The 11843-nt window shown below is 59.2% G+C and carries 9 protein-coding genes and 1 pseudogene; 2 read left to right on the top strand and 8 right to left on the bottom strand.

Annotated elements, in window-relative coordinates:
- Positions 1–2: 2 nt before the first annotated feature.
- Positions 3–1196: a CaiB/BaiF CoA transferase family protein gene (locus ACZYOF_RS25180; RefSeq protein WP_130579482.1), complete on the bottom strand. Its 1194-nt coding sequence runs from the start codon at positions 1194–1196 to the stop codon at positions 3–5.
- Between the two features lie 440 nt (positions 1197–1636).
- Between ACZYOF_RS25180 and ACZYOF_RS25185 the strand changes: the two genes are divergently transcribed.
- Positions 1637–3094: an MATE family efflux transporter gene (locus tag ACZYOF_RS25185; protein ID WP_130579481.1), complete on the top strand. Its 1458-nt coding sequence runs from the start codon at positions 1637–1639 to the stop codon at positions 3092–3094.
- Between the two features lie 15 nt (positions 3095–3109).
- Here ACZYOF_RS25185 and ACZYOF_RS25190 read toward each other — a convergent pair whose 3' ends face one another.
- The 6 genes from ACZYOF_RS25190 to ACZYOF_RS25215 form a co-directional block, all read right to left on the bottom strand.
- Positions 3110–4327 (bottom strand): glycosyltransferase, encoded by a 1218-nt coding sequence (locus ACZYOF_RS25190; protein WP_463717470.1) that lies wholly within the window; start codon positions 4325–4327, stop codon positions 3110–3112.
- Positions 4324–5097 (bottom strand): class I SAM-dependent DNA methyltransferase, encoded by a 774-nt coding sequence (locus tag ACZYOF_RS25195; RefSeq protein WP_282527670.1) that lies wholly within the window; start codon positions 5095–5097, stop codon positions 4324–4326. The genes ACZYOF_RS25190 and ACZYOF_RS25195 overlap by 4 nt, the downstream gene beginning before the upstream one ends.
- Positions 5094–6215 carry a DegT/DnrJ/EryC1/StrS family aminotransferase gene (locus ACZYOF_RS25200; RefSeq protein WP_463717471.1) on the bottom strand — a complete coding sequence of 374 codons (1122 nt, stop codon included), beginning with the start codon at positions 6213–6215 and terminating at the stop codon, positions 5094–5096. Before ACZYOF_RS25200 ends, ACZYOF_RS25195 begins: the two co-directional genes overlap by 4 nt.
- Complete coding sequence (locus tag ACZYOF_RS25205; protein WP_130579477.1) at positions 6212–6658, bottom strand: cupin domain-containing protein; 447 nt, start codon at positions 6656–6658, stop codon at positions 6212–6214. The genes ACZYOF_RS25200 and ACZYOF_RS25205 overlap by 4 nt, the downstream gene beginning before the upstream one ends.
- A gap of 118 nt (positions 6659–6776) precedes the next feature.
- Positions 6777–7955 carry a CgeB family protein gene (locus tag ACZYOF_RS25210; protein ID WP_463717472.1) on the bottom strand — a complete coding sequence of 393 codons (1179 nt, stop codon included), beginning with the start codon at positions 7953–7955 and terminating at the stop codon, positions 6777–6779.
- Between the two features lie 66 nt (positions 7956–8021).
- Positions 8022–9251: a hypothetical protein gene (locus ACZYOF_RS25215; RefSeq protein ID WP_282527667.1), complete on the bottom strand. Its 1230-nt coding sequence runs from the start codon at positions 9249–9251 to the stop codon at positions 8022–8024.
- A gap of 953 nt (positions 9252–10204) precedes the next feature.
- Here ACZYOF_RS25215 and ACZYOF_RS25220 point away from each other — a divergent pair.
- Entirely contained in the window at positions 10205–11140 is a 936-nt protein-coding gene (locus ACZYOF_RS25220; protein WP_130579474.1) for a glycosyltransferase family 2 protein, read from the top strand.
- A gap of 266 nt (positions 11141–11406) precedes the next feature.
- Here the strand turns inward: ACZYOF_RS25220 and ACZYOF_RS25225 are convergent.
- Positions 11407–11721: pseudogene (locus ACZYOF_RS25225) on the bottom strand (integrase core domain-containing protein); the annotation flags it as partial.
- Between the last annotated feature and the right edge of the window lie 122 nt (positions 11722–11843).

Consider the following 11843-nt stretch of genomic DNA (forward strand, 5'->3'; position numbering starts at 1 on the left):
CCTTATACGACCTTGCGCTGCCTGAGCTCGGCGATCTCATCTTTGCTGAAGCCGAACTCCGCCAGCACTTCGTCGGTCTGCTCGCCAAATTCCGGCGGGCGCGCCGCCATGGTGCTTGGCGTCCGCGACAGCGTCACCGGCTGGCTCACCAGTCGGATGTGGCGGTTCTCTGTGTTCGGCACGTCCCGGGCGATGCCGAGATGTTTCACTTGCGCATCCTCGAACATCTGGTCGATGGAATAGATCGGGCCACAGGGCACGCCGGCTGCGTTCAGCTCGCTCACCCAGGTCTCGGTGGATTTCTTCTGTGTCAGCTCGTTGATCTTCGCATTGAGCGCGTCGCGGTTCTTGGAACGCGCCGGCGCCGTGGCATAGTCGGGATCGCTGATGAGTTCGGGAGCCCCGATCGCCTGTGCGCAGCGTTCCCAGATGCGTCCGCCTGTCGTGGCGATGTTGATGTAACCATCTGACGTCTTGAACACGCCCGTGGGAATCGACGTCGGGTGGTTGTTCCCTGCCTGTTGCGCCACTTCCTTTTCCATCAGCCAGCGCGCGGCCTGGAAATCCAGCATGAAGATCTGCGCCTGCAACAGCGAGGTCTGTACCCATTGACCCTCACCCGATACGTCGCGTTCCAGGAGCGCCGTGAGGATGCCGATCGCGCAGAACAGGCCGGCTGCAAGGTCGGCAACGGGAATACCGACCCGCATTGGGCCGCCGCCGGGCGCGCCGGTCACTGACATCAGTCCGCCCATGCCCTGCGCAATCTGATCGAACCCCGGGCGTTTGTGGTAGGGCCCGTCCTGGCCGAAGCCGGAGATGCTGCCATAGACAATGCGCGGATTGATTTGGCGGAGACTCTCGTAGTCGATGCCGAGCTTGGCTTTGACATCAGGCCGGAAATTCTCAACCACAACGTCAGCCTGTTCGGCCAGCCGCTTGAATACTTCGAGACCTTTCGGATCCTTGAGATTGAGCGTCATCGCGCGCTTGTTGCGGTGCAAGTTCTGGAAGTCCGAGCCATGCCGTGGGCCGCCCGGTTGCTCGCCGCCAGCGTCCTCCGTCAAGGCATCGATCTTGATGACATTGGCGCCCCAGTCCGCGAGCTGCCGCACACAGGTGGGGCCGGAGCGGACGCGGGTGAGGTCGAGAACGGTGAATCGGGACAGGGCTTGCGATGCATGCGGGACGGGCATTACGGGGGGCTCCGGATCGAACGGCGGCGCTACAATAGCGCCGGACAACCTCCCGGCAAGGTCCGCCTCCCGCCGGCAACGGCATGGCGGACTTGATGTTTTGAGTGGGTTGGCGGGGATCGTGCAGGAAAGCGGCCGGGATCCGTTTTAGGGACACCCGCAAGGCTGGGTGCACTTTCCATATCCGGGTGGCCACTCCGCGCCAGTTGGCCTCTGTGGCCCGTTGTGGGCTGTGAGAGCCAGCTTGCCGCATGTTTCGGCACGAGGGCCAAGTATCGACATCCCATCGGGTTGCTGCTAGCCCCCTCTGTACGCCAAAGAGGTCCCCGGACTTGATCGAAGAGCCAAACGCGCGCGGCAGAGAGAATGTCCCCGCGGGCATTTCGCCCCCGACCCGGGCACGAAGACTGCTTGCGGGTTGGTCCGCCAGCATTTTCCAGATGGTGCTCGGGATCATCCAGCAGGTCGCGCTGGTTCCTGTCTTTCTGCATTTCTGGAGCGGCGAGGAGCTGGCCGCCTGGTTCGTCATCTATGCGATCGGCAACCTTGTGCTGGTCGCAGATGGCGGCCTGCAGCTTCGTGCCATCAACCGCTTCTTCTCATTCAAGTCCAGCGTTGATTGCGACGGCCGCACCGCGACATTCTATGCTGCGATAATGCGACTCTACCTTTGGCTTAGCGTCGTGCTCGTCGGTCTGGTGCTGGCAGCGGTGCTGGCTGTTTCGCCGTCCACGGTGTTCCGGTTCGAGGCGATCGAGAATTTCGATGCTGCCTTTGTGGCGATGACGGCGGGTATGCTGCTCACGCTTCCGGCGGGTCTGGTGTCGGCACTCTATCGGGCGCGGGGCCTGTACGGCCGCGCTGTCTGGTTGCAGAGCTTCGGAACGCTGATCGGACAGGTCGCGCAGTTGGTTGCGATCGCTGCGACAGCAAGCTTGTTTGCCGTCACGTTCGCCTATGTCGCGATGCAGATATTGATTGCGGTCTATCTGATCACCATCGATGCGCCGCGCTTGCATCCATTCCTGCGCAAGGCGCGGGGCAGACGTCCGATACGCTGGATGGTCGGTCAGCTACGCAAGGCGGCGCCGTTCGGAATCGCTGGCGCGACCGAGCTGGCGCTGATGAACCTCCCGGTGCTCCTGGTCAGCGCGCTGGTGGCCGATCGCGTCGCTGTCGCACAATGGGGGTTGATCCGCGTTGCGGCTGGGCTATTGCGGGCGCTCTGCCTGCAGGTGACTCTTCCGCTGGCTGCTGAACTCGGCCACGACTATGCTGTTGGTGCGACCGAACGGTTGCGCGTGCTCTATGCCCGCGGTTCGGTATTTGTGGCGGTGCTCGCTAGTGCGGTCGTGTCGGGACTGTTGCCGTTTTGGCCTGATTTCTTCGTGCTCTGGACCCGCGGCGCCATTCCCTACGATCCGTTGCTGGCAAAGACGATGCTGATCGGCACCAGCGTGGCCGCGCCCGCGATCCTGGCGCTAAGCTATGCCAATTACAGCAACCGGGCCGATCTTCTTGTACGCAGCAAGGGGCTGCAGCTCATTGTCTTTCTCGTCTTATCGCTGCTGCTGATCCCGCAACTGGGCCCGCTGGGCGCGGCGGCCGCGATCGTAGCGAGCGATCTCCTGGTTCAGTTCGGCCTGTTGACGCTTGTCATCATGCGTCAAACGCTCAAGCACCCGTTCCGTCACCTGATGTTTCTGGCGGGGGTCATGGGTGCGACGATAGTGGCTGGATGGGGGTTGGGAATTATGATCCGTTCCACGATACCCTGGACTGGCATGCAGCGCTTTGTCGCGGAATGTGCGATCTGGCTGGCGGTTGCAGGAGTGGCGGCGATCCCCCTGCTGATTGGAAATATCCGCGCAAAGACAATCGCGATTATTCCCCGATAGGAACGCGTGCGGTCCTCAATAGATCCGAGGGTAGCGGCGGTATCGAAGTCTCAGAAGGTGTTGCGCGAACTCGCGATGTCCGTCGTCGATCTGGCGCGCAAAATATTCGAGCCTCTCTTTGCCCGCGGTGGCGAGCCGGGCACGTTCCTCGGGTAGGCTGGCCTTGACGATGGCTTCTGCCAGCGAAGCGGGATTGTCGTAATCGAACAGAATGGCGGCATCGCCGGCTTGCGCCTCGAAGTCTTCGGGATAGATCACGGGCGTGCCAACCGACCAGGCTTCGAGCGGCGGCAGATTGGTAGGACCGAAGTAGCTTGCCATCACCAGTGCTGCTGCGTTGCGATAGAGCGGGGCGAGTTCGATAGAGGGAACAAAGCCGAGGATACGCACGCGGTCGCCAAGGCCGAGTTGCGCGGCTAAGGCTTCGATTGCGTTACGCGAACCGCGATCCGATCCACACAGCGCTAGCGTTGTCTGTATCCCGTGCTTCTGCAGCAAACTCATCGCCAGCAGGATGGTTGCGTGATTCTTATGAGACCAGAACTGGGCGGGGTAGAAGAGATAACCGGGCTCTAGGCCGTACTTTCGCAGGATCGCGGCGTCCGCGTCCGTTTGCCCGCCAGCCGAAATCGAGCGTGCCACATAGGGCGATGGCGAAAACGGGATACAAACCGCGCGATCCTGTTCCATCGCATAGCGACGGCACAGCGCATCAATCACCTCTTTGGCGTTGGCGACGACCAAAGCCGCCTTGGTGCTGGCGCTGCGAAAGACGATTTCGCGACGTTCGAACTCGGCGAATTCACGCGCCTCGTCGAATTCCGGCGAATCGCGATGGCAACCGTCGAATATCGTGATGATGAAAGGCAGCTTGTAGAGGACGAGTTGCCAGTTCGATGTCGTCAGGAAATAGACGATATCGACATGCTCCCGGATCAGCCGCTTCTCAAAGGGCGGGCATAAGTGCAACGCGTACTGCAGGAGGTCGAACCACCCGCAATATTTCAGGAACAGGAACAGCCGGTCGAACCAACCAATCCGCAACAGCGTGGCCTCGATGCCGAGGTCGGACAGGATGGCGATGTTGTTGGGCTGGGTGGTGAAGACGGTCACGTCAATATCGACTGTCTTCGCCCAGCCGCGGAGCCATGCGATATCGCTAAGCCCTTGCTGGAAGCCGCCGCCGACCTCGAGTGGCAACTCCAGCACGACGCCAACGTGAAACTGCTTCACGGTTGAACCGTCTTTTTCCTGGCGATGGAATAAGCCGCCCAGTCTCGCGAGTTCGGCGGGCTGGTCGTCGACAGCCACGCATAGTGACCGATTGGCTCGAAACCGGTCGCGCCGAGAAGCGCCTCGACCTCGAACGGAAACCAGTAGCGGAGGTAGTGTGCTTCGTCGATCCGATGGATCGTCGATTGCGCAATGTCCTCGCAGAACAGCGTGTAGTTGACCTGAACGGTCGCGCTGGCCTCATTATGGTTGGACTGGGCGATCCGGGTGATGCGCAGCGGCGCGCGTTCAACGACCTTGACGCGGGTTTCAACGCTTTGCGCGAGTACGGCGCCGCCATACCAATAGTCGAACAGGAGAATACCGCCCGGCTTGAGTGCGATGGCTGCACTCGCCAGCATGTTCTGAAGTCTTCCCCGGCTGGTCTGGTAGCTCGCCACATGGAACAGGGCGACCGCGGCGTCGAAATCCCGCTCCGGGCCGGATTCGCAGACGTCCCCCTGCCGGAATCGAACGTGTTCCGAACCGCCTCCCGTACGCGCCTCGGCCCGGCGGATCATGTCTGCGCTGATGTCGACACCGGTGACTGTCCATCCCATGCGCGCGAACTCATGGGCGTGCACGCCGGTGCCGCAACCGAGATCGAGCAACGTACCGGGCGTAGCGCCATGACGACGGAGTTGCACGTCCACAAAGGATGCTTCCGCGGCATAATCCTTGTCCTGATAGAGCAGGTCATACCACGGCGCGTAGCGTTCGAAGGCGCTCAAGCAAGGATCTCCTTCAGCGCCTGTGCGGATCGCACCATCTGGTCGTCCGTCAATCCAAGGCCGCTCGGAAGATAGAAGCCGCGGCGCGCGATCCGTTCCGCGTGAGGATGCGAGTCGCTCGCGAACAGGCCGGCTCTGCGCAGGACGGGCTGTTCATGCATGCACCAAAAGAAGGGACGGGTGCCGATGCCCTTGCCGGCAAGCCGGCGCATCGCTTCCTTGGCGTCGAACTCGACCGCGTCTTTCAGGACGACGCCATACACCCAATAGATGTTGTCAGCGTAGTTGGTACGGGGGATAGGGCGCTGGATCAGATCGACCCCTTCCAGAAGTTCGTCATAGCGTCGGCCGGTCCGGCGCTTGATGTCGATCATCTCGCCTAGCCGCTCGGTCTGGGCGACGCCGAGAGCGGCCTGCAGGTTGGTCATGCGCGCGTTCCATCCAAGCTCGTCATGGACAAAGCGCTGCTCGGGCTTGAAGCAGAGATTGCGGAGACTGCGCAGCCGGTCGGCGAGTTGCGCGTCATCGGTCAGGATCATCCCCCCTTCGCCTGTCGTGACGTGCTTATTCGGATAGAAGCTGAACGTGCTCACGTCTCCAAAACTGCCGCAGGGCTGGCCGCGATAAGTCTGGCCGTGCATCTCGGCGGCGTCCTCGATCACGCGAAGGTCATGCTTGCGCGCAAGCTCAAGGATCGGGTCGAGATCGACCGGCAGGCCATAGATATGCACCACCATGATCGCGCGGGTTCTTGGCGTGATCGCCGCTTCCACTGCGTCCGAAGTCATATTCCAGGTGTTCGGATCACAGTCGACCACGACGGGAACAAGTCCGGCGCGGATCACCGCGGATGCGCAACTGATGATCGTAAACGTCGGGATGATGACTTCGCTGCCCGGCTCGAGCGAGAGTGAGTGGACGGCAATATCGAGCGCAACGGATCCGTTGGTGACGGCGACGCCGTGACGGCGTCCCGCGATCTGCGCCATCGCCGCCTCAAACCGCGGAATGAATGGACCTTCCGAAGATATCCATCCGGTGCGAACGCACTCGGCCAGATATTCAGCTTCGTTTCCGTTCAGGAGCGGCGTGTTGACTGGAACGAAATCCTGCGTCACGCAATCGGACCCTTGATCCGCTTCACCACAGCCGGCGCCTCGGGGAAGCGCGTCTTGTCGCCTTCGCCCGCGTAGGGACCCTGCTTGATTTCAATCATCTCAAGCGGTTCCAGCACCTCGAATCCATGGGCGCCGCTGCAAAGAAGAATGATGTCTCCGGCCGAGAGCACGCGGCTCTCCAGATATTCTTCGCTCTCGGTGTAGAAGTCGACCTGCAGCTTGCCTTTCTGGATCACCAGCACTTCCTGGGTGTAGTGAACCTCGCGCGTCACCTTGTTGTGCCGATGCGGAGCAATGCTCTTGCCCTTGGGGTGGCTCATATAGGCAAGCTGCTGCGACAATTCAGGCGTGGAGAAAAATGTGATCCCCGGTTCCCGAAAGGAGGCGCGAACAATGATCGCGTAAAGCTGATCGTTAAAGCGACAGTGTTCGACGCTATCCATCGGCCGGCCGAAAAAGGTGAGTAAAATCAACCGCAAAGCGGCTATTTTGAGGGCAATGTGGCTGCTTTGCCCCCCGGCGTCAAGGAAATATTCCGTCCATCCTGTCGCGGCGGAGGGGTCACGAATTTTCGACGGCTGCCAGGATTCCGCGGGTTCGTTCGCGGTAATTGTGCGCCGTCAGCGTGCGGCGCTGACCGGCAGCAGCGATCTCCTTTCGTGCCGCATCGTCGGCGAGATATCGCTCGATCTTTTCAATGCAGTCGTCGATCGAGCGCCACGCCACGACTTCGCGGCCCGGGTCGAACAGCGTGTGCAGATTCTCCTTGAGGTCGGTGAGCAGAAACGTGCCGACGCCGGTCGCTTCGAACAGCCGCACATTTCCGGCCTCCTGGCCGGCCATGTCGATGTGGGAGTTCAGCGTGATGCGCGAGCGCCGTAGCGCCTGATACATCTCAGTGCCCCAGGCTTCGCCTTGAAAACAGCGATGCAGGGGAGAGGAGGCGGGGAGGCCTGGCGCGATATTGCCGAACAGTTTGAGGTCGTAGCGCGCGGCAACCGCCTCCAATAGTGCGATCCGTTGGCGATGATCGGCTGAGACGGTGCCGACGAAGGAGATGTCGACATCCTGCGCCGGCGCTGGAGGTAACGCATCGAGGATGGCGGGCTCGAAGGCGAGATGGCTGACCTCGGCGCGGACGCCCTGGCCTCGGAAAAACTCGACCGTGGCGACCAGTTGGGAGATCAACAGGTCATAAACCCGCCAGTCCTCGCCACGGGTCGGCGAAATCCCGATCTGGCCAACCAGTATGGGCTTGCCGATTCCCTTGATGCGGCGCATCAGCGCGGTATCGATGTGAAACGTGTCCTGGTTCAGCACCAGATCCGGCCCGAAATCCTCGATTTGAGCAAACAGGATTTTTTCCGCCTGCGCATCGAGCTTTGGGCTGAGTCCAATCTTGCGAGCGAACGGCCTCAACATCGGCTTGAACGGCGCGACCGCCTGCAGCAGCCAAGCAGGAAGCGTGTTGCTGGCACCCATGGCTGGCTCGGTGACGGCCACGACCATGCCATGCTCCCGCGCCCAGGCAGCCTGCAGCCAGGAATTGTTGACGTGGATCTCCGCTGCGGAGTGGCTCAGCGCGGCGAAATTCCTCGAGTAGAAGTCGGCGACACCGAACAGGCTCCGGTTGCGCGCGCTCATTTGGCCGGCGTAGGACGCATTCGCAAGGCCAGCCTCGCGGCGATAGAGCCAGGCCAGGAAGCTCGGGTAGTCCGCATTGAGTATCAGGATACGCATGATTTGCTGGATGCGCGGGACACGACGCGTCGAGCCGGTCGCGCGGAATCGAGTTTCTCCTCAGCACTATTCGCTGACGGAATGAAGGTTGTGCGGCGTAATGTACCAAAGCAGATACAGGATCGCCAGACCGTGCGTTAGCAAGACAGTCGACAGCGGGACGTTGAGCAGGACCTGAGCCACGATCGCGCTTGATGTGAGAATAAAGCGCGGCGGGAATCCCGCAGACAGCCGGCTCCCCAGAGCAATGATCAATCCGCACAGGAAAATGGCAACTGGAGCAAGATAGGGGCCCGCCGACGCAATGCCTTCAGTAGCAAACAACGAGGCATTGAAGAAACCAAGGTGGTAGGTTTGCTGCATCAGCACGGACAGCGGCTCTTGATACGCGCATGACACAAAAGGTTTGATGATCCAAATCTGGCAGAAGTGGGTAAAGCCGTGGGTTGAAAAATAGTGGCTGTAGAAGTCCAAGGCCGTGGACGGTATCGCAATCATTCGAAAGTTCACGAGCAGAAAGTAGGACGTGGCTCCGAACATCACAAGGAGGATTCCGGAGAGCGTCGGCAGAAGCAACGAAAGGACTATAGATGTTCTGGCTTCGAGGAGCGAGGCCAACAGCGCCATGAAGATAAGCCAAAATGGCGCGAACAAGGCCACCTTTGCCAGAGTGATAGGATAAAGAAGAAGCAAGAGCAATAGAGCAGCTGTCGCGCCCCAACGGTTCCTGCGCTCGAGAAAAGCCGCGAACGCGAATGGTAGAAGGACGGTCGAGTTGATCGAAAGTAGATACCTTAGTGGGCTGGGAAAATTGAGATCGTTTCGGAAGTCATAAATTGATAAAACGCTCACTAGCCTGAAGTTGTAGTAGGCGCCAGCCGCCACTGTGACTGCGGCGACCAGGAGTATGAAAGTTAATGCCGTGTCGCTACCCCGCTTTGAGAGCACAAACGTCTGTTTGATGGGCGATGAAATGAATAAGGCAGGAAGAACAAACGCAAATGTGGAGGCCGCAACAGAGGCCCCGTACAGTATGTGGTCATAGTTTAGGTCTGAAAAAGAATTCAGCCACATGTACCCGAGCGCCATCATGTAAAGGTAGAATGCGATGACGTAGCCAAAGCTGATACGCGCCAGGCAAAAAAGAATCGCGAAGGGTGCCAGAATCCCTACGCAAAGAATTGCGGTCAGCAAGTTGTTCGCATCATACCGTATATGAAAGGCGGCGGGATCTAACTTGGCCGGATCAAGTAACGGGACAATCGACTTGACCTTTGCGATAGCAACGAGATTCAAGCATTGAATTGCGATTTGAGCGCACAATAGGACAAACAAACCATAGAAAGCGCACTTATGAGTGAGCACCAAATGAACTTTGCTGATTCTGGTCTGACCATGGAGCATGAGCTTGAAAGCAATCGGTTGCGAGTGGCTAGCAGTCGAACTAGTGTCGTTCTTGCATCCTATCAGCTTCGCTAACACGGCAGAAGACGGAGTAAGCTTCTAGGTGTGCTCAAGTATTCTGATGTGAGCCGATAGATACTGAAGAACTGTACCGGTAGGTCGGAGCAAATACCAGTGCAATCAGGCGGAGCTTTGGTTCTAGAGTATACGCGCACGGCCACCTCGATCGCCGTCGTTCCAGATGGAGAAACCATGTGAGTAGGCATACAATCGTCTCCGAACTCGCCCGCCTGTAGGGGGTAACTTTCAAAATTGTCTGTGCCATGTGATCTGAGTAGGGAAAGGAGCAATCTCAACGGGGCAAACTGTGAGATGTGAAGGCCGACTCTCCCGACAGAAGGGGTCGTAGTTCAGGTCTGTGAAGCAATTGAGCCAGAGATACTCGATACCGCTGTCTTCAGGTGGAAGCCTACAAAATATCCGATCGTAGGTGTGCGAAAGTGAAGCTGATTCCGACAAGCGCGTAAGCCGGAATGATAGCGATCGCAAATGGGAAGTCGCTTGACCTGAAAAAATGGGAAAGGTTGGAGGGGCGGTGTTCAAGCTAGTGGCCGAGGCGGGCAAGACCAGCGATATGCAGCAGGCCAACAATGTGGATGAAAAGCAATAAACCGCGAGCGACGTCGCCGATTCGAAAATGATCCTCAAACTCTCCTCGTCAAGCCCGGAAGTTGCTTGTAGGAGCATGGGGAGTGTGCCGAGAACAGCAATAACCTGCCTCAAGAACCTTGGAGACGAGCACATGTCGGGTTGTGCGGTTGGCCATGGGAAGCGTTGGACGCAACATGCTCGCTAGGGACCAGAAAATTGTCATCCTGCTCGCAGCATTCAACGGAGCAGAGCACATCACTGAGCAGCTAGAATCCTTCGTTGCGCAATCACACCGAAACTGGGAGCTCGTGGTTTCGGATGATGGTTCGACCGACGAGACGATCGATGTAGTTCGGCGGTTCGGATGTGCCGTACCTCAGAAGGTTAGTCTTATCGAGGGGCCTCGTCGGGGTTTCTGGCAAAACTTCCTGTCTCTCCTGAGATGGGCGCAGCAATCGGACGGCGATCTCTTTGCCTTTAGTGATCAGGACGATATTTGGTTGCCCGAAAAATTAGAGAGAGCCGCGAAATGGTTGGCGGTCAATGGGCCATCGGAAGTGCCGCGTCTTTACTTTAGCCGGACGGCCCTGATCGAAGAGGATGGAACGCCGGTGGGGCTATCGCCTCTATTTCGACGCCCGCCGAGCTTCCAAAATGCGCTCGTGCAGAACATGGGGGGCGGCAATACTATGGTTATGAACCGAGCGGCCATGCATCTGCTGGCTCAAACTCCACACGATGTGAACTTGATTGCTCACGATTGGTGGACCTACCAGATCGTGACCGGGGCCGGCGGGAAAGCCTTCTATGACCCCGTTCCGAGCCTCAAGTACCGGCAGCATGAACGCAATCTAATTGGGTCAAACAGGGGGCCACGGCAGCGTCTTGTAAGGGCCATGGCTTTTGCAAATCGCCGGATGAAGAGCTGGAATGATGTAAACTTGGAAGCCTTGGACAGGATGCGGAGCCAGCTTTCTCAGCCCGCTTTGACCACCCTGGACCGTTTCGCGCTCGCACGGCGGAGCGCGCTGCCGCGCCGCATTTACCTGCTGCACCGATCCGGAATCTATCGCCAGAACGCGCGGGAGACCATTGGAGTGTTCCTCGGAGCCATCTTCGGGTTGATATAGTCTATCTAAGCGACCGCGTTGCCGCGGAGTAGGTTTGCAGAACGACTTCGATCTCGCGGGCCTTCGTAACGTGCGCTCGGTCCATCCAGATGGTCTTGGTGCAGCACCGCCGGCAATGTCGGCGGTGTGCGAAGCCAGTACCATTATTGCCAGCCTGACCTGAGCTCCTTCTTGCATCCAGAGAAGAGCAGAGTCGAAGTTGATTGCAGCCTCAGATTCACGTCCAGCTCCTCTCCGAGGTGATGGACTTGACCTTGCCCCCAAGTTTATTCAGGCCTGAGTTCGTCCCGGGCGTCGGGTTTGCTCGGATGGGCGGTGGTAGCGACGGGAGCTGGCGTGGCGCCCTTAGCATAGCGCGGCGCCAGATCCGGCGCGAGTGGCAGGTCAAGGCGAACTCGGATCGGGTTCGATATCCGAGTTGCGAGTGTGGTCGTGTGTCGTTGTAATCGCGCCCGCCAGAATCCGGCGGCAATGCGAACCTGGGCCGGTGACGTGAACAACGTCTCGTTCAGGAGTTCGTCCCTCAAGCGCCCATTGAAGCTCTCTATGAAGGCACTGCATAGGTTTTGCCCGGCGGTGAGCGTCACGAGAGGATCGCCGTGCCCGGCCTTGACTTGCGCGGAATGCTTTGGATTGCCCGATCGGGGTGATTGACGCTGCCGCTGGGCGATGATTGGGTGCTCCCCTCTGAAGGGACCTCTGA

The organism is Bradyrhizobium sp. LeoA1Lang (assembly GCF_055413685.1).

What these genes read in the sequence shown, in the direction of transcription:
- ACZYOF_RS25205 (WP_130579477.1), bottom strand. Translation starts at nt 6,658, where the DNA reads ATGGATAGCGTCGAACACTGTCGCTTTAACGATCAGCTTTACGCGATC.
- ACZYOF_RS25185 (WP_130579481.1), top strand. Translation starts at nt 1,637, where the DNA reads ATGGTGCTCGGGATCATCCAGCAGGTCGCGCTGGTTCCTGTCTTTCTG.
- ACZYOF_RS25210 (WP_463717472.1), bottom strand. Translation starts at nt 7,955, where the DNA reads ATGCGTATCCTGATACTCAATGCGGACTACCCGAGCTTCCTGGCCTGG.
- ACZYOF_RS25180 (WP_130579482.1), bottom strand. Translation starts at nt 1,196, where the DNA reads ATGCCCGTCCCGCATGCATCGCAAGCCCTGTCCCGATTCACCGTTCTC.
- ACZYOF_RS25220 (WP_130579474.1), top strand. Translation starts at nt 10,205, where the DNA reads ATGCTCGCTAGGGACCAGAAAATTGTCATCCTGCTCGCAGCATTCAAC.